Raw genomic sequence first — 22,180 nt, forward strand, 5'->3', positions numbered from 1 at the left:
GGGCCACAATGGTTATCAACAGGGAGGGATTTTTTTATGAAAAATGCAATCATACCTATACTTATTATTTTTATTACTGTTACAAGTCTTTTATATGGAACACCGGAAGAAAAAGTAAGCGGGGCTGAATATCAAGTGATCCCTGATGAAGCGATCCGCTTGAGAATCTTGGCCGACAGCAACGATGACGCGGCACAGGCACTAAAAAGAGAAGTGCGTGACCGCGTGAATGCTGAAATCACGACATGGGTGGAATCTTTAACATCGATTGAAGCAGCCAGAATACTGATTCAAAGCCGTTTAGGAGAAATTGAAGAGATTGTCGGTGAGACAGTAGCAGATTATGGGGTTAAGCAAAGTTATCAAGTCGATTACGGAAAATCCGTCAAATTCCCGACGAAAATGTATGGATCTTACATTTACCCGGCCGGTGAGTATGAAGCGATTTTAATTACAATAGGGGAAGGGGAAGGCGATAATTGGTGGTGTGTGTTGTTTCCGCCGCTATGCTTCCTTGATTTTTCAAACGGAGCTTCTGTTGCAGAAGCAGCAGAAACAGAAGATTCCAAAGAAGAGCCTGAAGTACAGGAACAGCAAGAAGAAGAAGTTGAGTTCTTTCTCGTAAAACTATGGAATAAATTATTTTCCTAGCATAACAGCCGTCCCTGATTCATAGAGTGGTAGAGAAAGGCGGTGGCGTTTATGTATATTGAAAAATTAAAAGATGGAAAAGAAAGCGAATATGCGATCAAACAAAAGCATGAAGACATAGGAACGTTTATTTTAGATGACCAGGGTAATGGGATAAAAAGGCTGAGAAGACTGCAGCTCGATGGAAATGTTACGACAACAGGCATTCTCTATATTTTTGAACTGATCCAGACGTACGCGAAAATAGAAGAACTGCGTGAACTTCAAGTGAAAAGTCATTCACAGGAGCTCAGCACCATCCTTAAACATCAGCAGTTCGTCCTCTGTAATCAAAAGGAGCAGCTGTGGACATACACAGTGGATTGTGGAAAAGTGGAGTAGTTATTCACAATCATTCATATAACTGTGAATAACTTGTGAATAGTGGGAGTTATTTTTAACGGTAACCGTTATTTATTCTCTGGATATGTGGATAAACCAGTGGATAAGTTGAGGATATCTTGTTAATAATGCCTGAATTTGCGATTTTTATAGGATTTATTCATAATAATATGTAGAAATGGTGCAGTAAAAGGAGTCTTTAGGCATGAATGAACAAACTAAACTGTGGAAATTATCCACACCTATTGATAAAAAGAATTCAGCAATAATCGAAGCGGCGGAACTGCTCAAAGCACAGCAGGTCGTCGCTTTTCCTACGGAAACCGTATATGGCCTCGGGGCCGATGCGACCAGGGAAGATGCAGTTCAGAAGATTTTTGAAGCAAAAGGCCGCCCGGCGGACAACCCGCTGATCGTCCACGTATCGAATCGTGATCAAGTCGATGAGCTGGTCACAGAAATTTCGGCAATTGCCGAGAAGTTAATGTCTGCTTTCTGGCCGGGCCCATTAACATTGGTCCTTCCAAGTAACGGACGTGCTGCTAAAAACGTGACGGCCGGTTTATCCACAGTAGCGATAAGGATGCCGAGTGACGATACTGCCCTTGCGATTTTAAATGCTTCCGGGCTGCCGCTTGCCGCTCCGAGTGCGAATCGATCCGGCCGGCCAAGTCCGACTGATGCAGAACACGTGATGCAGGATTTAGACGGCCGAATTGCCGGAGTCGTCGACGGCGGACCGACGGGGGTAGGCGTTGAATCTACCGTAGTGGACTGCACGACCGAAAATCCAATCATTTTACGTCCCGGCGGTGTAACAAAAGAAGATCTACAGGAGCTCGTGCCCGGCATTATCGTCGATCCGGCTTTAGCGGAACAAGACAAGCAGCCGAAGTCGCCTGGGATGAAATATACACATTACGCGCCTGAATCACCGCTCTGGCTGATCGATGGAGATGAGCGATTTTTTAAGGAGCAGCTGCAGCAGTTAAAAGATGATGGTGATCGAGTCGGAGTTATCGCAAGCTCGGAACTGGCGGAACAGCTGGATCACGAGCCGGTTATCGTCTGCGGCTCTCGAGAGGATCTAACAGAAGTAGCGGGTGAGCTCTACCGTGCGCTTCGCCAATTTAAAAAAGCTGATGTCGACATCATATTATGCGAAACTTTTGCAGAAACAGGAGTCGGTGCAGCGATTATGAACCGTCTGCAAAAAGCCGCTTCCCAGAAAATCATTCAGCACTAATCATATGCCTCCTTCTCGGCGCATACGCTACATTAGCATGTCCGAGGAGGAGGCTTTCAATTGGAAATAGAGAATATCACGTCATTAGTGCTTTTATCGATTGCGCTGGGAATGGATGCTTTTTCGGTGTCCCTTGGAATGGGGATGCAGTCGATCCGCTTAAAGTATATTGGACTGGCCGGTCTATTTGTAGGCGTGCTGCATATGGTCATGCCGGGATTAGGGATATTACTAGGCAAATGGCTTTTCGTAAACGTAACGGAGTGGGCTTCCCTAGCCGGAGGCTTCCTGCTGCTGACAATTGGCGCCTATACCGTGTTTGCTTCTTTTTCGGAAAAGAAATCAACCGCTTATTCCGTGACAGGAGCAGGGATGTGGCTGTTTGCGTTTAGTGTGAGCATTGACAGCTTTCCGGTCGGTTTCAGTCTCGGGCTTAACAATGCGAGCTTTATCTTTGCGATATTAGCCTTTGGCTTCATGAGTACCGTTCTTACATGGCTTGGTTTTTTTGTCGGCCGAAGAGCGACGAATTTTGTCGGGGCTTACAGTGAGCTGTTTGGCGGCAGTATCTTATGTGCACTGGGGCTTTATGCAATATTTTAAATTTTTTTGAAGAACAGGGCTGTGTTAAAATAGGGAATATGATAGAAAAAGGGGGGACCACGGATGAATATCCTTTTTGTGTGTACAGGAAATACATGTCGAAGCCCGATGGCTGAAGCGCTTATGAAAGCCAAGGAGCACGACGCGGAAATCAAGTCAGCGGGAATATTTGCCGGGGCAAATCAGCCAATTGCCACCAACGCTGCAGAAGTGTTAAAGGAACTCGGCTTAACCTTTGACAATACATCAACACAGGTTGATGAAGAGCTGCTTGAATGGGCGGACGTCGTTTTATCAATGACCGAAAGCCATAAACAGACACTTGCTCTTCAGTATCCTGAATTTGAAGATAAATTTTTTACCCTGAAAGAATATGTATATATTAAAGAAGACCAGTGGCGGCATTTAACAGATCTGTATGCTCTATTAGAAGAGAAGCGGGCGTGGATCTTAAGTCAGGTCGAAGAAGATTTAAGTGAAGCCGAGCTGGAGGAACATTTGCTGAAAGAATTAGCAGATGAGATTGATGCGATTAGAAAAGCAGAGCAGGAGCTGCCGAATTTAAACATAGTAGACCCGTATGGCCAAAATAAAGATGTGTACCGCAGAACCCGCGACGAGCTCGATGAAACAATAAATGCTCTAGTGAAAAAATTAAGCAGTAAAAATAAATAGCAGTAAAAAAAGTCCTGTTCATTGAATCTCCTGAATAGGACACATTTATTTCCCCCCTTTTTTTACTTCAACAACCCTCGTGAAAACCGCACGGCGGGGTCTTGCCCGTTTGTTTTTTAAGCAGGACTCTCACCATTTCCTGCCACTTGACTTCATCCTTGTCGCTGATCCCCCGTATAAGAAAGGAAATATGCTCGGCTTTTAAAGAACAGCGTGTAAGTATTTTCGGGAAATCTTCTCGACCATCTTTTTCCGTGTTTCATCCCCCCGCCTATGAAGCTCACTGAATCTTTTATTTAATTGACAGACATCTTCTGACCTGTCACTATAAAGTGGACAATGTGATGATAGAGGAGAGTGACAGCAAGATGAAAGTCATTTTAGCATCCGACCACGGCGGGATTAACATCCGCCGCGAAGTTGCCGAAGTGTTAGAAGAACTGAACATCGACTTTGACGATATCGGCTGTGAATGTGAAGGGTCCGTCGATTATCCAGACTACGCGATCCCTGCAGCTGAGCGTGTAGCAAGCGGAGAATTTGATAAAGGCATACTGATTTGCGGAACAGGCATCGGCATGTCAATTGCTGCCAACAAAGTAAAAGGAATCCGTGCCGCTCTGGTTCACGACCTTTTTACGGCAAAAGTGACCCGCGAGCATAACGACTCCAATGTGCTCTGCATGGGTGAGCGCGTCATCGGACCTGGACTTGCCCGTGAGATTGCCAAAACATGGGTAACCGGAGAATTTGAAGCCGGCCGTCATGAAAAACGTGTGAATAAGATTGCCGAATATGAAAATAAGTAATAGAATAAATAGCAAAGTGTGATTGTTGTTTTTCGAAAGTATTTGTCGTCACGGTGAAACTGCCTAAAAGCTTACTCACCATGGAAAAGGAGATGGCTAAGAAATGACAGAAGTTCAGGCAATCCAGCAAGATGTCGCTCATGTTGCCCGCCAATTACTGGAAACCGGCCATATGAAAGACGGGTTATTCGTCATTGGCTGTTCTACCAGTGAAGTAGCCGGCGAACGAATTGGAACATCTGGCAGTGAAGCCATCGCCGAAGTGCTTTTTGATGAATGGCAGGAGTTCTCTAGACAATCCGGTGCACAGCTTGCTTTTCAGTGCTGTGAGCATTTAAACCGCTCATTAGTCGTTGAACGTGAAGTCCAAAAAGCTTATGGGCTCACGGAAGTAACCGCGATACCAGTGGCTAAAGCCGGTGGATCGATGGCTTCCTACGCGTATAAGCATATGAAAGATCCGGTGCTCGTCGAAACGGTACAAGCCCAGGGCGGTGTAGATATCGGGGATACGTTAATTGGGATGCACCTCAAACGCGTTGCTGTACCACTTAGGATTGAACAAAAGTCGATAGGTCAGGCCCACGTCACGGTGGCTCGCACACGTCCGCCATTAATCGGCGGCGCCAGAGCCGTTTATGAATGCTAGTCCAACTAAAGAATGGAAACGGAGAGGGGAATTTTTTACTATGGAACACGTAAAACGTTCGGATGCTGAATTATATGAAGCGATTTTGAATGAAAAGGATCGTCAACAAAAAAATATCGAACTCATTGCCTCAGAGAATTTCGTATCAGAAGCTGTCATGGAAGCAATGGGCTCCGTATTAACAAACAAGTATGCAGAAGGTTACCCAGGCCGCCGTTATTATGGAGGCTGTGAATACGTCGATGTAGCAGAAAACCTGGCAAGAGATCGTGCCAAAGAACTATTTGGAGCTGAGCACGCTAATGTCCAGCCTCACTCCGGTGCTCAGGCGAACATGGCCGTTTACTTCACGATTCTTGAGCCTGGCGACACAGTTCTTGGAATGAACTTAAGCCACGGTGGACATTTAACTCACGGAAGCCCTGTGAACTTCAGCGGTACTCTTTACAATTTTGAAGAGTATGGCGTTACTGAAAAAGATGAACGCATTGACTACGACGCTGTCCTTGAAAAAGCAAAAGAAGTTCAGCCGAAGCTGATCGTTGCTGGCGCAAGTGCCTACCCGCGTGAGATTGATTTCTCTAAGTTCAGAGAAATCGCTGACGAAGTAGGAGCTTACCTGATGGTTGATATGGCTCACATCGCAGGACTTGTCGCCACTGGCCTACACCCGAATCCAGTGCCGCACGCTCACTTTGTGACGACAACGACTCACAAAACACTTCGCGGCCCGCGCGGAGGCATGATTTTATGTGAAGAACAATTCGCTAAAAAAATCGACAAAACTGTATTCCCAGGTATGCAGGGCGGTCCACTAATGCACATCATCGCAGCCAAAGCCGTTTCCTTTAAAGAAGCCTTGCAGCCGGAATTTAAGGAATATTCCCGTCAAATCATTAAAAACGCGAAGCAGTTAGGAGAAACGCTTGTGGAGAACGGTGTCCGCATTGTATCCGGCGGTACGGATAACCACCTGCTGCTGTTAGATCTTCGCGAACTTGGTTTAACAGGAAAAGTGGCTGAAAAAGCTCTTGATGCTGTTGCGATCACGACCAACAAAAACACAATTCCTTATGATCCGGAAGGACCGTTTACGACAAGCGGAATCCGTATTGGTACAGCAGCTGTGACAAGCCGCGGCTTTAAAGAAGATGAAATGAAAGAAATCGGCGAGCTGATCGCTTTCACTCTTAAAAACCATGACAACGACGAAAAACTTAAGGAAGCTAAGGAACGTGTAGAAAAACTAACGTCCCGCTTCCCACTCTATCAATCACTAATGCCAAGTACGCCATAATGGAGAAAACTCACCTTTTTTAGGTGAGTTTTTTTCTTTTTTCTCTGGGTACCTGGTACCGGGAGTTTGATTCTCGGTACCAGGTACGCGGAGGGAGAGTTGTGGTACCAGGTACCGAAATAGGTACCGAAAATAGGTACCGAAATATGGCCCCTTGCTCTTTATCGACATTTTCTGTACAATTTTAGGGATGCAAACAATTAAAAGGAGTGACTGACATGGGAAATGTATACGTATTGGACCATCCATTAATTCAGCACAAGTTGACGTACATACGGAAACAGGAGACAGGGACGAAGGATTTTCGCCAGCTCGTAGACGAAGTAGCGGCGCTGATGGCTTTTGAAATCACTCGTGATCTGCCTTTAGAAGAAGTGGAAATTGAAACACCTGTTGTCCCGAACGCGAAAGCTCAAGTGCTAACAGGGAAGAAAATTGGTCTTGTTCCTATTCTTCGTGCCGGTTTAGGAATGGTTGATGGTATTATCAAGCTTATTCCAGCTGCCAAAGTCGGTCACGTTGGACTATATAGAGATCCGGAAACTCTGCAGCCTGTTGAATATTATGTAAAACTTCCTAGCGACATCGAAGAGCGTGAATTGATTGTGATCGACCCGATGCTTGCGACAGGAGGTTCTGCGAACGAAGCGATCAATTCATTGAAAAAACGCGGAGCGCGCCAAATCCGCCTTATGTGTCTTGTAGCTGCCCCTGAAGGTGTAGACGCTGTAAAAGAAGCCCACCCGGATGTGGACATCTACTTAGCAGCCATGGACCAGAAACTGAACGAAAAAGGTTACATCGTACCTGGCCTTGGTGACGCCGGCGACCGCCTGTTTGGAACTAAATAAGGAGGCGCTTATGGCTAATCGACTCAAAGTCATGACGATTTTCGGGACCCGTCCCGAAGCGATTAAAATGGCCCCGCTCGTTTTAGAATTGAAAAAAAGGCCGGAGCAGTTCGAGCCGATTGTGGCAGTGACGGCTCAGCACAGGCAGATGCTCGATCAAGTATTAAACATTTTCAACATAGAACCTGACTTTGATTTGAATATTATGAAAGACCGCCAGACGCTCGCACAAGTTACAACCCGGGCGCTTGAGGGTCTGGACAATGTAATGAAAGAAGCCGAGCCTGACATCGTGCTCGTGCATGGCGATACGACAACAACGTTTTCCGCTTCACTCGCCGCTTACTACAATCAGATTCCCGTCGGCCACGTTGAAGCGGGACTTCGCACATGGAACAAATATTCACCGTTCCCTGAGGAAATGAACCGACAGCTGACAGGGGTTATGGCTGATCTTCATTTTTCCCCGACGAATAAGTCACGTGATAATCTTCTTGAGGAGAATAAGCCGGCTGAGAGCATTTTTGTAACCGGTAATACAGCCATTGATGCATTAAAAACGACGGTGGATGAAGCGTACCAGTCGGACGTGCTGGACAGCTTAGACGGACGCCGACTCGTATTAATGACCGCGCACCGCCGCGAGAATCTCGGAAATAACATGAAGCAGATGTTTCGCGCGATCAAGCGGTTAGTGGAAACTCACGACGATATCGAAGTCGTGTATCCTGTCCACTTAAACCCGGTTGTAAGGGAAACCGCCGACGAAATTTTAGGAAACGATGACCGCATTAAGCTGATCGACCCGCTTGATGTGATTGATTTTCACAATTTCGCCTCCCGCGCCCACTTAATTTTGACCGATTCCGGCGGCGTTCAGGAAGAAGCACCTTCCCTTGGCGTACCCGTGCTCGTCCTTCGTGATACAACCGAGCGCCCCGAAGGCATTGAAGCAGGAACGCTCATGCTCGCCGGCACCGACGAAGATCATATTTACAACCTGGCTCATGAACTTTTATCTGATGATGAAAAACACGCGGCAATGGCCCATGCCTCCAACCCTTATGGAGATGGACAGGCCTCTGCCCGTATTGCGGAAGCGATCCGCTATTATTTCAATCATCGTGAGGATAAACCGGAGCATTTTGAAACAGAATAAAAGCAGATGACTAAATCAAGCTCTAGAACTAGAGCTTGATTTTTTTAAATAGGCCGCGGCGGTGCTCGCGGCCAGATACCTTAATCCCCTGTATAACCCCATCCTTCCTGACACAAACTATCCCAAAAAGGAGACACGCTATGCGGTATAAGATCATGGCCATCATTGGGCTGGCGCTCCTTCTGATGGGATTCAGCCAGCCGAAACCGGATGAAGAAGTAACGATAATTGTGGAACTAAAAGAAATGGATGTGTCTACTTTTAAAAAGCAGGTGGAGTCTCGGCTGCCCCGGCTTGAAGTGGTAGCAGAGTATGACACGATTTTTAACGGTGTGGCGGTAAAAGGGACCCCGGGGGAACTGGAGAAAATGGTGCGGGTGCATGAAGGGATTCAGCAGTATCCAGTGCTGACGTATGAAACTCAGTTTGAACCGCTCGCTAATCAATCAGCAGTTTCGCTGACGACGGATATTATTCGGCCCGATACCGGCTATACCGGACGCGGAGTAAAAGTGGGCGTGATTGATACAGGAATCGATTACAATCACCCGGATCTTAAAGTGAATTATCAGGGCGGATTTGATGTAGTCGATTTTGATGATGATCCGATGGAGACGATGGAAGAGGGAGCCACGATTCACGGGACACACGTTGCTGGTGTGATCGGAGCAGACGGCGACATGAAAGGTGTGGCACCTGATGCAGAGCTGTATGCGTACAGGGCGCTAGGTCCCGGTGGTATGGGGACATCGGTTCAGGTAATCGCTGCAATTGAAGAAGCGGTAGAAGACGGGATGGACGTGATCAACTTATCGCTAGGGAACGATGTGAACGGGCCCGACTGGCCGACGACAAAAGCGGTCGATAAGGCGATCGAGTTAGGGACGACGGTCGTTGTTGCGGCTGGGAATGCAGGGCCAAGTCCGTGGACGGTCGGTTCTCCGGCGACTTCGCCTGATGCAATTACAGTAGGAGCAGCGTCTTTGCCTGCTGAGCATCCTATTATAAAAATCCCTGGGGAAAAGCGAGAAGTTCCCGTCTTGCTCTTACATGGTTCAAAGCCATGGACATTTAATAAAAAAATGCCGCTTTTTGACGGATCGGATGAGAACTTCTTTGGCGTCACCGGAAAAATCGTTTTGATGAGACGAGGAGAAACTCCTTTTGCTGAAAAAGCTCAAGCGGCTTATCAGCGTGGAGCAGAAGCGGTGATCATTATTAACAACAGCGATGATCCCTTGTACGGCTCGATGGAAGGGCTGGACCTCCCGATTCCTGTGGCGGCGGTAACAAAAGAACAAGGAGACTGGCTGATTGAAAAAGGCGTCCAGGAGGATCAGTGGCTGGAGACGATAAGCAAGAAAGCAAGCCACGGCATTGCGCCGTTTAGTTCACGCGGACCTGTGACCGCGAGCTGGAGCGTCAAGCCGGATATTTTAGCGCCGGGTGTGAATGTCATCAGTACGGTTCCAGGCGGATATCAGGCTTTGCAGGGAACAAGCATGGCTGCTCCTCACATCACCGGGGCTGCGGCGCTGATTAAAGAAGCCCATCCCGACTGGTCGCCTCACGATATTAAACAGTCGATCATGAGTTCAGCGGACCTTTTGCTAAAAGGGGATGGAACATTTCTGCCGACTGAGCAGGGATCAGGCTATGTAGATACGGATGAGGCGCTCGATCCGGAAGTCTTACTGTCGCCGGGCGCCTTGAATTTTGGACGGGTGGAAGAGACATTTTTCCGTAAAAAGATAACGGTCACCGTAAAAAACCAGGGAGAAGATGAGCGGACGTTCCGTGTACAGCAGCCGAAGCAGAAAGTCGGCTTAAATTGGCGGGTGCCGCCAAGCTTTACGTTAGCTCCGGGAGAAAAAGCGGAAATGCCGTTTGAAGTACAGATGAACCGTTCCTTTATTAAGGAAGGTGTACATCAGGGGTATTTGCAAATACAAAGTGATACAAAGGATTACCACCTGCCGTATTTGTTTATGATAGAAACCGCCAATTATGAAAAAGTATCAGGGCTCGAACTGTTTAAGGACTGGCAAAGCGACAGCGACTTATCGTACCGCTTCCATTTAACGGAAGAAGCTGATCGGGTAACGATTGATTTATACAGGGCCGGCACTTTACTTCATCAGGGCCAGCTCGTGAAGATAGATGATCCAAAAGAAGGGTTAAACGAAGGCGAGATTAACCTGAATATGGACGAGGAGTATTACGGTCCATATGTCGCTGTAGTCACTGTCGAAATCAATGAAGAAAAGTACAATTTCAGCTTTCCTGTTCACTTATAAAACAGCCGCGATTCGCGGCTGTTTTATTTTTAAAAAAGACTAAAAGCCAAAAGATCCCTAAATGTGACAAAAATGTGATCATTCGGTGTCGGACAATTGTATTTTTCCTCACAAACGGATTGACATGAATAGACCCCTATTGTATTCTTACATAGTGTGGAATGATAAGGTTTTCATGCCTCCACAGCTCTTTTTTTCAATATTAAAAAAGAGGGTGTTGAAGTGAAGCAGCCGCAGTCTCCTTTCCGGGCAATGGCAATCACTAGTGCCATTGTTTCCCAATTAGCAGGAGGACCACTTGTAGGTGTGTTTCTAGGGAAATGGCTGGACAATCAATTTTCAACAAGTCCCCTTTTTCTAATTATAGGATTATTTCTAGGGTTAGGATCGGGTACATACGGAACCATTCATTTAGTACGAGCTTACACGGGAGACGATTAATTTGGAAGAGTATCAGTATATGATAGCCCGTCAGCGAAAATGGATGTTCTACCTTCTGGCAATTCTCGTTTTAGGTTGGGGCATCACCCCTTGGCAGACAATTTTCCTCGGGCTTCTATTAGGAAGCACAATAAGTTTCTACAATCTCTGGCTGATGCAGAAGAAAATCACCAGGTTTGGTGAAGAGTCCACGAAGGACAAGCCGAAGAAGAGAGGGTTAGGAACACTTACACGTATGGCAACTGCTGCATTAGCGGTAGTCGTCACCCTACAATATGAAGAATATTTCCATTTAATTTCAGTAGTTTTGGGCTTAATGACAGCCTACATTGTCATTTTAATAGATTACCTGTTCAACAGATCAACAGATTAGAATGATGGAAGAGAGGTGAACAGATTGAATCACGAAGCACCGATGTGGGAGCACGCGTTTGGGATTCCTTGGTTGAGTTTCAACTTGTCCAACATATTAATGATGTTTGTTGCTTCATTAGTAGTTTTCATTCTGGGGGTTGCCGCAACAAAGAATATGCAGCGATACCCAAAAGGTTTTCAGAACTTTATGGAATGGCTGATTGATTTTATTAAGGGCATTATCGGGTCAAATATGGACTGGCGTAAAGGAAAGCTTTTCCTGCCTTTAGGTCTTACGTTGTTTGCATACATATTTGTATCAAACATGCTCGGTGTTATAACTAACGGAGTGGTTGGTCATGATCTATGGTGGAAATCACCAACTGCTGATCCGGGAATCACTCTAACGTTAGCCGTTATGGTTGTAGTTTTAACACACTATTACGGAGTGAAGTTAAAGGGTGGTGCAGAATACGGAAAAGGCTTTGTACGACCATTGCCGTTCCTGTTTCCATTCAAGATTTTAGAAGAATTTTCCAACACTTTAACTCTTGGACTGCGTCTTTACGGTAACATATACGCAGGTGAAATTCTGTTATCGTTACTGGTAGGCATGGCAACAAGCAGTGTGTTAGGTTTCTTGGGAGCTACTATTCCAATGGTAGCATGGATGGGCTTTAGTACTTTCATTGGTTTCATCCAGGCGTTTATCTTTGTTATGTTAACAATGGTTTATATGTCTCATAAAGTGGCAGACGACCATTAATAAAAAAACATAAATACTTTTTACAAAATAAGAGGAGGATTTTCAAATGGGTCTAATTGCAGCGGCAATAGCAGTAGGACTTGCAGCAGTAGGTGCAGGTATTGGTAACGGTTTAATCGTAGGTAGAACAGTAGAAGGAATTGCTCGTCAACCGGAATTACGCGGTGTTCTTCAAACAACAATGTTCATTGGTGTCGCACTAGTAGAAGCACTTCCGATTATCGGTGTTGTAATAGCATTTATCGTAATGGGTCAGTAAATGTAAAGGTGAAAATAGCGAAGTTCATATTCGTGAATCTTCGCTTTTCCTTTATGTCCTTCGAGGTATATGTACCCTGTTTGTTCAAAAGAAAACTTAGGCAGCCGCCGGAGTTTCAGCCGGGTTTATAAAACTGTAAGATTCAGGCGTCGATGAGGGGCCTTCCATTTTTATATGGTGAAGCTAACTGGTGTTTTTTGTGGAAAGGAGTGACAACTGTGCTGGGATTTACATCTAATTTAGTCCTGGGGGCTGGAGGTTTTGCGATTGGCGATATGTTTGCTCAGCTTTTCTTCTTCATTATCCTTCTCGTGCTTTTAAGAAAGTTTGCATGGGGACCTTTAATGAACATGATGAAAGAGCGTGAAGACTACATTGCCAACGAAATTGACACAGCTGAAAAAAGTCGTGAAGAAGCTGCGATTCAACATCGTGAAGCAGCTGAAGAGTTAAAAAGAACGCGTCAAGACGCACAGAATATCATCGAGGATGCACGCAAAACGGCTGTTCAGCAAGAGCGTGACATTGTCGAATCGGCTCGTCAAGAAGCAGAACGCTTAAAAGAGTCTGCCCGTCAAGAAATCGAGCAAGAGCGTGATAAAGCAGTACAAGTACTTAAAGATCAAGTGGCTTCCATGTCCGTTATGATTGCTTCTAAAGTCATTGAAAAAGAACTGTCTGAGAAAGATCAGCAGCAGCTTATCGATCAATATATTAATGAGGCAGGAGAAGAGCGATGAGTGAAACAATCATTGCCAAACGTTATGCGAATGCTCTTTTTCAAATCGGACAAGAACAGTCTAAACTGGACAAGATCGAAAATGAATTACGTGCGTTAAAGGAAATTTTCCAAGGCAATAAAGGTCTTGAGAAGTTCCTGAAGCACCCTCGCTTATCGGTGAACGAGAAGAAACAGTTGTTAAAGGGTTCTCTTAAAGGCTTTTCTAAAGAGACCGTCAACACGCTAATGCTGTTAATCGACCGTCATCGGGAAGAAATCATTAAGGATATGGCCGACCAGTTCATTTTAAAGATGAATGATAAAAAAGGTATTGCAGATGCAACCGTGTATACTGTGAATCCTTTATCGGACCATGAGAAAGAACGTATTTCAAAAACGTTTGCACCTAAGGTAGGCAAACAGTCACTTAACCTGACGAATGTGGTCGACCCTTCCATTCTTGGAGGTATCCGTCTGCGCGTCGGAAATCGCATTTTTGATGGTTCTGTCAGTGGGAAGCTTAGCCGTATCGAACGTGAGCTAGTTTCTCCGAATTATAGACGATAGGGGTGAAATGGCATGAGCATCAAAGCTGAAGAAATCAGTGCGCTGATAAAACAGCAAATTGAAAACTACGAAACAGATATTGAAGTCAACGATGTAGGTACAGTTATCGAAGTAGGTGACGGTATCGCACGTGCTCATGGTCTTGATAACTGTATGGCCGGTGAGCTTGTTGAATTCTCAAATGGTGTCATGGGATTGGCACAGAACTTGGAAGAAAGTAACGTTGGTCTCGTTATTCTTGGACCATTTACAGATATTAAAGAAGGCGATGAAGTTCGTCGTACGGGCCGTATCATGCAGATTCCTACAGGTGAGGAAATGCTGGGACGTGTCGTAAACCCATTAGGACAGCCGGTAGACGGCAGAGGTCCAATCGAAACGACCCGAACTCGCCCAATCGAATCTCCTGCACCAGGAGTTATGGATCGTAAATCCGTAGATGAGCCGCTTCAAACCGGTATTAAAGCGATTGACGCTCTTGTGCCAATCGGACGTGGACAGCGTGAGCTTATCATCGGTGACCGTCAGACAGGTAAAACATCTGTAGCCATTGATACAATCTTAAACCAGCATGACCAGGATATGATTTGTATCTATGTAGCGATCGGTCAAAAAGAATCAACAGTACGTGGTACAGTTGAAACACTTCGCCGCCACGGAGCTCTTGATTATACAATCGTTGTAACAGCAAGTGCGTCCCAGCCGGCACCACTTCTTTACCTTGCTCCATATGCTGGGGTTACTCTTGGTGAAGATTTCATGTATAACGGCAAGCACGTCCTTGTTGTATATGATGACCTTTCTAAGCAGGCTGCTGCATATCGTGAGCTTTCCTTGCTTCTTCGCCGCCCGCCAGGCCGTGAAGCCTTCCCAGGGGACGTTTTCTATCTGCACTCCCGTTTACTTGAGCGTGCCGCTAAACTTAGTGACGCTAAGGGTGGAGGATCACTTACAGCTCTTCCATTCGTAGAAACACAGGCAGGCGATATTTCTGCTTATATTCCAACAAACGTAATTTCCATTACAGACGGACAGATCTTCTTGCAGTCTGACCTCTTCTTCTCTGGTGTACGTCCAGCCATCAACGCCGGACTTTCTGTATCCCGTGTTGGAGGATCGGCTCAGATCAAAGCGATGAAGAAAGTTGCAGGTACACTGCGTCTGGATCTTGCGTCTTATCGTGAGCTAGAAGCGTTCGCACAGTTCGGTTCTGACCTGGATAAATCCACTCAGGCCAAACTTAACCGCGGGGCTCGTACCGTTGAAGTACTGAAACAGGGACTTCACCAGCCGCTAGCCGTTGAAAAACAAGTTATGAGTATTTTTGCTCTGACAAAAGGGTTCTTAGATGACATTCCAGTGGAAGATATCACTCGTTTTGAGTCAGAATTCCATACTTGGTTAGATAACAACCGTAAAGAACTTCTTTCTGAAATCCGTTCAACTGGTAAGTTAGCGGACGAAGGAGAAATGAATGGCGCTATTGAAGCATTTAAGAAAACTTTTGTAGTTTCTGAATAAGAAAAGCGAAAAGATCATGCTAGTTAGAAAGGGTGGTGAAACAGCGTGGCATCCCTTAGAGATATTAAAGGTCGGATCACATCTACTAAGAAAACGAAGCAGATTACGAAAGCGATGGAAATGGTATCAGCTTCTAAACTGAACCGTGCCGAGCAAAATGCCAGATCTTTCGTTCCTTACAGTGAAAAGATCCAGGAAGTAGTCGCGGGTATTGCTGCAGGCGGCGGTGCAAGGCACCCAATGCTTGAAAGCCGTGAAGTGAAGCGTACAGGTTATCTTGTCATCACTTCAGACCGCGGGTTGGCTGGTGCTTATAACAGCAGTGTCCTGCGTAAGGTCTATCAGCAGATTCGCCAGCGCCATACATCCGCAGATGAATATACACTGATCACAATGGGACGAGTAGGCCGGGACTTTTTCCGCAATCGTAATATGCCTGTTGATAAAGATATTACCGGTATTTCAGATCAGCCAAACTTCGCTGATATCAAAGATATCGCATCAGAAACGGTTCAGCTTTTCATTGATGGAGATATCGATCAGCTGTACATTTACTACAATCACTATGTCAGTGCGATTACTCAGGAAGTCACTGAGAAGAAACTGCTGCCATTAACAGATTTAAACCCAGGAGGCAAAGCTCCTTCCAGCGCTTATGAGTATGAGCCGAATGAGGAACAGATCCTGGAAGTGTTACTCCCGCAATATGCTGAAAGCCTGATTTACGGCGCATTGCTGGATGGAAAAGCTAGTGAGCACGCTGCCCGTATGACAGCGATGAAGAGTGCAACGGATAATGCCGATGAATTAATTGGCGACCTTTCACTCTCCTATAACCGTGCCCGCCAAGCAGCCATTACCCAAGAAATTACCGAAATCGTCGGCGGTGCAGCTGCCCTCGAATAGAATTCTTGGACTTGTATGATAAGTAAGGAGGGAAATCGATGAGTAAAGGACGCGTAACCCAAATCATGGGACCGGTTGTTGACGTTGCATTTGATGACGGCAACCTCCCTGATATTAATAACGCATTGAAAGTTAGCTATTTTGCACAGTCTGAAGATGAAACGAGCGTTGATCTTACCCTTGAAGTTGCCCTTCACCTTGGAGACAACTCTGTCCGTACAGTTGCCATGTCTTCAACAGAAGGTGTGCAGCGTGGTACAGACGTAATCGATACAGGAGGACCAATCGCCGTTCCTGTAGGTGATGTAACGCTTGGACGAGTATTCAGCGTACTTGGTGAAAAAATCGACTTGGACGATCCAATCCCTAGTGATGTTCGTCGTGACCCGATTCACCGTCAAGCTCCTAAGTTTGAAAACCTTGCAACAGAAACTGAAATTCTTGAAACAGGAATTAAAGTTGTAGACTTGCTGGCCCCTTATGTAAAAGGTGGTAAAATCGGTTTGTTCGGTGGTGCCGGTGTAGGTAAAACCGTACTGATTCAGGAGCTTATTAACAACATCGCTCAAGAGCACGGCGGGATCTCCGTATTCGCCGGTGTAGGTGAGCGTACTCGTGAAGGTAACGACCTTTACTATGAAATGAAAGACTCTGGAGTAATCACGAAAACGGCCATGGTATTCGGTCAGATGAACGAGCCGCCTGGAGCACGTATGCGTGTAGCTTTAACAGGTCTTACAATGGCGGAATATTTCCGTGATGAGCAAGGACAGGACGTACTGTTCTTCATCGATAACATTTTTAGATTCACCCAAGGTGGTCTTGAAGTATCAGCCCTTCTAGGACGTATGCCATCTGCCGTAGGTTACCAGCCTACATTGGCAACAGAGATGGGTCAGCTTCAGGAACGTATTACATCTACAGATAAAGGATCCGTAACATCGATCCAGGCGATCTACGTACCTGCCGATGACTACACGGACCCTGCCCCAGCGACAACGTTCGCTCACTTAGATGCGACTACTAACCTTGAGCGTAAACTTTCCGAGCAAGGGATTTACCCTGCCGTGGATCCACTGGCATCTACATCCCGCGCTCTTGACGCTGACATCGTAGGGGAAGAACACTACGAAGTGGCACGTGAAGTGCAACAGACGCTTCAGCGTTATAAAGAACTTCAAGATATTATTGCTATCTTAGGTATGGATGAGCTTTCTGACGAAGACAAGCTGACCGTAGCCCGCGCTCGTCGTGTGCAGTTCTTCTTATCTCAGAACTTCCACGTAGCTGAACAGTTTACCGGCCAAAAAGGTTCTTACGTTCCAGTAGCTGAAACAGTAAAAGGATTTAAAGAGATTCTTGAAGGCAAGCACGATGATATCCCAGAAGATGCTTTCCGTCTTGTCGGCCGCATCGAGGAAGTCGTCGAAAAAGCAAAAGGAATGCAATAAGCATATCATTGCAAGTGTCACTCAGGTGTTGCGCTCTTGCAGCGGAATGCCTGACACAGGCGCTTATGATCTGCCTAAGGAGGAATAGCTATGAAAACACTAACGGTGAGTGTTGTCACTCCTGATGGCCCGGTATTAGAAGACGCCTTTGAAATGGTTAGCTGTAAGGCGGAAAGCGGGGAGCTCGGCGTCTTGCCTGGACACATCCCCATGGTAGCCCCATTAACCATTAGCGCCGTTCGCCTTAAAAGAGAAGGAAGCTCCGAGCGTATCGCAGTGAGTGGTGGGTTCCTCGAAGTCCGTCCAGATAAGGTAACTATCCTGGCGCAATCGGCAGAAAAGCCTTCCGAAATCGATATTGATCGTGCAAGAAAAGCGAAAGAGCGTGCTGAAGCGCGACTCGCTCAAAAGCAGTCAGACATCGACTTCAGAAGAGCCGAACTCGCCCTGAAACGAGCCATTAACCGTTTAGACGTCAAAGAAAATAACTTCTAAAAAACTGCTTTCGAGAGAAAGCAGTTTTTTCTTAATTAGAGAAACAACTAGGCGAGGGAAGGTATTCTCACTAGGAGGAGGGAGCGAAGAGCGAAAGACTGCTGCGGAAAAATGAGCGATCCGAGACCTCCGAGAGCGGTTTTTTCGCAAGGAGGCACGGTCGGTTGTCCGCTGAAAGCGTAATAGTCTTAACTCCAGGAACGTGCGCATCCACTTTTCGACGGACATGTCATTATTCCCCGGGAAATAGAAAATATTGCGCGGGAAATAAATTTTATGGCAGATCGCGCCGTTCACAAAATTGTCACATATTAATAGCCTGTTGTGCGATTATATACATTGACAAAAATCCACTGACGTGGGATTCTTGAATATGTGCGTGAAATGGTAAACCACAGTAGTGAGGTGTACCCAAATGGAACAGTACTTCGTAGAGGAAGCGCTTCTCAGCATGACCTCCCACGTGATTTTTATCATTATTACGTGGAAAGTGCTTCAAGCCGTAAACCTGGACGCTTTTTTTCGTAAAGGCCGTGTGTTCGAGATCCGAGTCTTGATGATTCTGATTACGATTGCAATTGCTACATCGGTAAGTAACTTTTTCCTGGATTTAATCCGCTGGTCAAACAGCATTGCTTACCTTTTTTAAAAAGAATACGTTGTCTAAAGATGTCGCCAATTAACTCGTATGAAATCCTCTGTCTTCGTTCAAACTTGTAGGTATACAAGAAAAGAATGGGGAGAGATACATATGAAGTTTTTTTGGATTTGTTCAATCGTCGCCGTCGTACTAGGGGTAGGTGTTCATCCACAGGGAAAGGCTGAAGGCTGGAGCGAGGTTTCCCCGCTTATAGAAATGGCAGCCTTCGCTGAGGATGAGCAGCTTGAGATTAGTGAGTTAAATATAACATTAAAAGAAACGATGAATATAAAAGACTTAGCAGCGGTCAAACTAGCAATCACACAATACTTTGATTCCGTCAACGTTACAGAAGAGAATAGTACAGAGGCAAGTAAGCTTATCTTTACAGACGGTCAGAAAAGAAATGCGGAATTCGAAACCTTTACTGTAATCGTGCCGAAAAATGAAATCAATTCATTTGAGGTAGTTTACACGGTAACATCAAGGGGTACAGCACCACTAGCAGCGCAAATTATGGAACATATGGCCGGTAGGGTAAAAGCTCATGTTTTTACAGAAAATGTCTCTTTATACTCATTTGTTAAGGCAGAGCAGAGTGGTAAAATAAATGAGTCTTTATTCTATCAATCATTCAAAAAATCATTCGATATAGCAACAGTGGAAGAAACCATCGAAGAAAGCTGGACGAGCAGGTCCGGCTATACAACACGATGGGGCGAGGCCATTGATTTACCGGGGGGTCCGATGAATGTTCAGCTGGGCATTCGAAATTTGGGCAACCGGACGATCGTCACAATTGGCACACCCATCCTAACTGCTGAATATTAATAATAATGAATATGGACGCGGAGGAGAATGAACCTTGGAAAAAATCATCGTCCGTGGTGGAAGGCAGCTTAAAGGCACTGTCAGAGCTGAAGGTGCAAAGAATGCCGTACTGCCTGTCATCGCAGCAAGTATAATCGCAAGTGAAGGAAAAAGTGTTTTGCACGACGTACCAGCTTTAGCTGACGTCTATACAATTAACGAAGTGATAAGACATATGAATGCGGATGTTCATATGAATGGAAGAACAGTAACTATCGATGCTTCTGGAGATCTTAAAACAGAAGCCCCTATAGAATATGTACGCAAAATGAGAGCTTCTGTGCTCGTATTGGGACCACTTTTGGCCCGGTATGGACACGCAAAAGTTGCCCTGCCCGGCGGCTGTGCGATCGGCTCTCGTCCCCTTGATCAGCACTTAAAAGGCTTTGAAGCTATGGGAGCTGAGATAACAGTAGGGAACGGTACGATTGAAGCGAATGTAGACGGACGTCTGCAGGGAGCTAAGATTTATCTTGATGTACCGAGCGTAGGTGCTACTGAAAACATCATTATGGCAGCCGCACTAGCGGAAGGTAAGACAGTTCTTGAAAACTGTGCAAAAGAACCGGAGATTGTCGACCTTGCAAACTACTTAAACAAAATGGGTGCCCGCATCGTTGGTGCTGGTACAGAAACTATACGCATTGAGGGTGTCGAGAAGCTTCACGGCGCGACTCATAACATCATTCCAGACAGAATCGAAGCGGGAACATTTATGGTAGCTGCAGCAATTACCGGAGGAAACGTTCTTGTTCAAGGAGCTATGCACGAACATTTACGTTCCGTTGTTTCGAAAATGGAAGAAATGGGCGTAATCATTCAAGAAGAGGAAGACGGCTTACGAGTGATTGGTCCGAAGCAGTTGAAAGCAACAGACATCAAAACAATGCCTCACCCTGGCTTCCCTACAGATATGCAGTCACAAATGATGGCATTAATGTTAGGGGCAACGGGTACCAGCGTAATCACAGAAACCGTCTTTGAGAACCGCTTTATGCACGTGGAAGAATTCCGCCGCATGAATGCGAAGATGAAGATTGAAGGCAACAGCGTAATTATTGAAGGTCCATCTAACCTTCAGGGCGCTGAAGTGCAAGCCACTGACTTACGTGCTGGAGCCGCTCTTATTTTAGCGGGTCTTGTGGCCGATGGATATACTCGAGTCACAGAGTTGAAGCACTTGGACAGAGGTTATGTAGATTTTGCGGAAAAACTCGCTCAGCTTGGTGCTAACATCGAACGTGTCAACGAAGAAGAAGAGCATGCCGAAGAATTAGAACCTAGTGAATCTGTATCGACCTTATAACATCATTATAACCACGGCAATCCCCATTTAATCACATGGGGATTGCTTTTTTTAGTTCTATTAAAGGGTCCAAATGGATATATTTTTTAGTAGAGAGGTCTACTAACGATTCAGGAGGACGATATATGAAAAAGAACCATCGCGTAGGAATCATTACAATCATCAGTCTATTTGTGGGCATTTTACTCATTCCCGCCCTCATCGTCGTACCATTCATCGGCAAAAACGACAGCGCTACTGTACAGCCTGCTGAGCAAAAAGAGGAATACACAACAGAACTTCCCGAGAGCCTCTCGCCTTTTTCAATAAAAGTGCTGAGAAGCCAGACCGATAAAGTCGAGGAGGTCCCGTTAGAATCTTACGTCGCACGCGTCGTTGCCTCAGAAATGCCGGCGAATTTTCAAATGGAAGCTTTAAAAGCACAGGCCTTAGCGGCACGTACTTACATTACGCAGCACCTCGTGCAGGAAGCACCTTTTTCACAAATTGCGGATGTCACCGATACAACCCAGCACCAGGTGTATAAAGGTGAGGAAGAACTGCGGAAGCAATGGCAGCACGATTACAATAAAAACATGGGCCGCATCGCTCAAGCCGTCAAAGACACAGCCGGAGAAATCATTACTTATAAAGAAGAGCCAATTACAGCCGCCTTTTTCTCAACAAGCAACGGGTTCACCGAGAACTCCGAGGACTACTGGGAAAATGAGATTCCTTATTTAAAAAGTGTAGAAAGTCCGTGGGATCAGAAATCGCCTAAATTTACCGATCAAAAAATTGTACCGATTTCAAGCCTGGAAGCATCGCTTAATGTTCAGGTGGAAAATGGATTGGGCAACTTAAAGCTGTCGAAAACAGATGGAGGGCGCGTCGCTAAAGTTTCATTTGGCGAGCAGACATTCACCGGCAGGGAAATTAGGGAAAAGTTTGAGCTCCCATCAAGCGACTTTACGATTGAACAAAAAGAAGACCACGTCATCTTTAGAACAAAAGGATACGGCCATGGGGTCGGCATGAGCCAGTATGGTGCGAACGGCATGGCTGAAGCCGGCAAGAGCTACAAAGAAATCATCAAGCACTACTATCAAAATACAGAAATCACACCAGTCGACAAACAAACCGCCGCCCTCCCATTAGAAGCCAGAATGGATTGATGAAATTTGGTACCAGGTACGCCGTCAGCCTCTGATGGTACCTGGTACCAAAAACTTTTTTTCTTTTTTCTCTGTGTACCTGGTACCGACATAACCATCTCCGGTACCAGG

The 22,180-nt window shown here is 45.8% G+C and carries 25 protein-coding genes; all 25 read left to right on the plus strand.

Translation table 11 applies throughout. The features are described 5' to 3' along the window. Positions 1 to 36: 36 nt before the first annotated feature. The 25 genes from spoIIR (at position 37) to spoIID (ending at position 22,069) form a co-directional block, all read left to right on the plus strand. Entirely contained in the window at positions 37 to 651 is a 615-nt protein-coding gene (gene spoIIR, locus HUS26_RS18815; RefSeq protein ID WP_173918566.1) for a stage II sporulation protein R, read from the plus strand. Positions 652 to 702: 51 nt separating this feature from the next. After that, positions 703 to 1,032 (plus strand): hypothetical protein, encoded by a 330-nt coding sequence (locus tag HUS26_RS18820; protein WP_173918567.1) that lies wholly within the window; start codon positions 703 to 705, stop codon positions 1,030 to 1,032. Positions 1,033 to 1,237: 205 nt separating this feature from the next. Then, complete coding sequence (locus tag HUS26_RS18825) at positions 1,238 to 2,278, plus strand: L-threonylcarbamoyladenylate synthase (RefSeq protein WP_173918568.1); 1,041 nt, start codon at positions 1,238 to 1,240, stop codon at positions 2,276 to 2,278. Positions 2,279 to 2,338: 60 nt separating this feature from the next. Beyond that, complete coding sequence (locus HUS26_RS18830; RefSeq protein WP_254434248.1) at positions 2,339 to 2,881, plus strand: manganese efflux pump; 543 nt, start codon at positions 2,339 to 2,341, stop codon at positions 2,879 to 2,881. A gap of 63 nt (positions 2,882 to 2,944) precedes the next feature. Beyond that, positions 2,945 to 3,556, plus strand: coding sequence for a low molecular weight protein arginine phosphatase (locus HUS26_RS18835; protein WP_173918569.1), 612 nt, complete (start codon positions 2,945 to 2,947; stop codon positions 3,554 to 3,556). A gap of 368 nt (positions 3,557 to 3,924) precedes the next feature. Then, on the plus strand, positions 3,925 to 4,365 hold the full coding sequence (gene rpiB / locus HUS26_RS18840) for a ribose 5-phosphate isomerase B (protein WP_173918570.1): 441 nt from the start codon (positions 3,925 to 3,927) through the stop codon (positions 4,363 to 4,365). Between the two features lie 103 nt (positions 4,366 to 4,468). Beyond that, positions 4,469 to 5,014 carry a TIGR01440 family protein gene (locus tag HUS26_RS18845; RefSeq protein ID WP_173918571.1) on the plus strand — a complete coding sequence of 182 codons (546 nt, stop codon included), beginning with the start codon at positions 4,469 to 4,471 and terminating at the stop codon, positions 5,012 to 5,014. Positions 5,015 to 5,054: 40 nt separating this feature from the next. Then, positions 5,055 to 6,311 carry a serine hydroxymethyltransferase gene (glyA, locus tag HUS26_RS18850; RefSeq protein WP_173918572.1) on the plus strand — a complete coding sequence of 419 codons (1,257 nt, stop codon included), beginning with the start codon at positions 5,055 to 5,057 and terminating at the stop codon, positions 6,309 to 6,311. A 218-nt stretch (positions 6,312 to 6,529) separates the two neighbouring features. After that, positions 6,530 to 7,162 carry a uracil phosphoribosyltransferase gene (gene upp / locus HUS26_RS18855; RefSeq protein WP_173918573.1) on the plus strand — a complete coding sequence of 211 codons (633 nt, stop codon included), beginning with the start codon at positions 6,530 to 6,532 and terminating at the stop codon, positions 7,160 to 7,162. Between the two features lie 10 nt (positions 7,163 to 7,172). Then, positions 7,173 to 8,321, plus strand: coding sequence for a non-hydrolyzing UDP-N-acetylglucosamine 2-epimerase (wecB, locus tag HUS26_RS18860; protein ID WP_173918574.1), 1,149 nt, complete (start codon positions 7,173 to 7,175; stop codon positions 8,319 to 8,321). Between the two features lie 140 nt (positions 8,322 to 8,461). Further along, entirely contained in the window at positions 8,462 to 10,618 is a 2,157-nt protein-coding gene (locus tag HUS26_RS18865; RefSeq protein WP_173918575.1) for a S8 family serine peptidase, read from the plus strand. Between the two features lie 252 nt (positions 10,619 to 10,870). Further along, positions 10,871 to 11,059, plus strand: a complete 189-nt coding sequence (locus HUS26_RS18870; protein WP_371809642.1) for an AtpZ/AtpI family protein — start codon at positions 10,871 to 10,873, stop codon at positions 11,057 to 11,059. Between the two features lies 1 nt (position 11,060). Next, entirely contained in the window at positions 11,061 to 11,432 is a 372-nt protein-coding gene (locus HUS26_RS18875; RefSeq protein WP_173918577.1) for an ATP synthase subunit I, read from the plus strand. Positions 11,433 to 11,456: 24 nt separating this feature from the next. After that, the gene (atpB, locus tag HUS26_RS18880; protein ID WP_173918578.1) at positions 11,457 to 12,179 is read left to right on the plus strand and encodes a F0F1 ATP synthase subunit A; all 723 of its coding nucleotides are present in this window, start codon (positions 11,457 to 11,459) and stop codon (positions 12,177 to 12,179) included. A 46-nt stretch (positions 12,180 to 12,225) separates the two neighbouring features. Next, complete coding sequence (gene atpE / locus HUS26_RS18885; RefSeq protein WP_035548636.1) at positions 12,226 to 12,438, plus strand: F0F1 ATP synthase subunit C; 213 nt, start codon at positions 12,226 to 12,228, stop codon at positions 12,436 to 12,438. A 218-nt stretch (positions 12,439 to 12,656) separates the two neighbouring features. Beyond that, positions 12,657 to 13,178 carry a F0F1 ATP synthase subunit B gene (gene atpF / locus HUS26_RS18890; RefSeq protein ID WP_173918579.1) on the plus strand — a complete coding sequence of 174 codons (522 nt, stop codon included), beginning with the start codon at positions 12,657 to 12,659 and terminating at the stop codon, positions 13,176 to 13,178. Continuing rightward, a complete protein-coding gene (locus HUS26_RS18895) occupies positions 13,175 to 13,726 on the plus strand; it encodes a F0F1 ATP synthase subunit delta (RefSeq protein WP_173918580.1) in 552 nt (183 codons plus the stop codon). The genes atpF and HUS26_RS18895 overlap by 4 nt, the downstream gene beginning before the upstream one ends. 12 nt (positions 13,727 to 13,738) lie before the next feature. After that, entirely contained in the window at positions 13,739 to 15,247 is a 1,509-nt protein-coding gene (gene atpA, locus HUS26_RS18900; RefSeq protein ID WP_173918581.1) for a F0F1 ATP synthase subunit alpha, read from the plus strand. A gap of 45 nt (positions 15,248 to 15,292) precedes the next feature. Next, positions 15,293 to 16,153, plus strand: a complete 861-nt coding sequence (gene atpG / locus HUS26_RS18905; protein ID WP_173918582.1) for an ATP synthase F1 subunit gamma — start codon at positions 15,293 to 15,295, stop codon at positions 16,151 to 16,153. Positions 16,154 to 16,191: 38 nt separating this feature from the next. Next, positions 16,192 to 17,604 carry a F0F1 ATP synthase subunit beta gene (gene atpD / locus HUS26_RS18910; protein ID WP_173918583.1) on the plus strand — a complete coding sequence of 471 codons (1,413 nt, stop codon included), beginning with the start codon at positions 16,192 to 16,194 and terminating at the stop codon, positions 17,602 to 17,604. Between the two features lie 90 nt (positions 17,605 to 17,694). Beyond that, on the plus strand, positions 17,695 to 18,099 hold the full coding sequence (locus HUS26_RS18915) for a F0F1 ATP synthase subunit epsilon (protein ID WP_173918584.1): 405 nt from the start codon (positions 17,695 to 17,697) through the stop codon (positions 18,097 to 18,099). Positions 18,100 to 18,514: 415 nt separating this feature from the next. After that, on the plus strand, positions 18,515 to 18,748 hold the full coding sequence (locus HUS26_RS18920) for a DUF1146 family protein (protein WP_173918585.1): 234 nt from the start codon (positions 18,515 to 18,517) through the stop codon (positions 18,746 to 18,748). Between the two features lie 102 nt (positions 18,749 to 18,850). Beyond that, entirely contained in the window at positions 18,851 to 19,570 is a 720-nt protein-coding gene (locus HUS26_RS18925) for a YwmB family TATA-box binding protein (RefSeq protein ID WP_173918586.1), read from the plus strand. A 34-nt stretch (positions 19,571 to 19,604) separates the two neighbouring features. After that, a complete protein-coding gene (gene murA, locus HUS26_RS18930) occupies positions 19,605 to 20,915 on the plus strand; it encodes a UDP-N-acetylglucosamine 1-carboxyvinyltransferase (RefSeq protein ID WP_173918587.1) in 1,311 nt (436 codons plus the stop codon). 125 nt (positions 20,916 to 21,040) lie between these two features. Then, complete coding sequence (gene spoIID / locus HUS26_RS18935) at positions 21,041 to 22,069, plus strand: stage II sporulation protein D (protein ID WP_173918588.1); 1,029 nt, start codon at positions 21,041 to 21,043, stop codon at positions 22,067 to 22,069. The last annotated feature ends 111 nt before the right edge of the window (positions 22,070 to 22,180 follow it).

It is taken from the genome of Halobacillus sp. Marseille-Q1614, from assembly GCF_902809865.1.
Taxonomy (GTDB): Bacteria; Bacillota; Bacilli; order Bacillales; family Halobacillaceae; genus Halobacillus_A.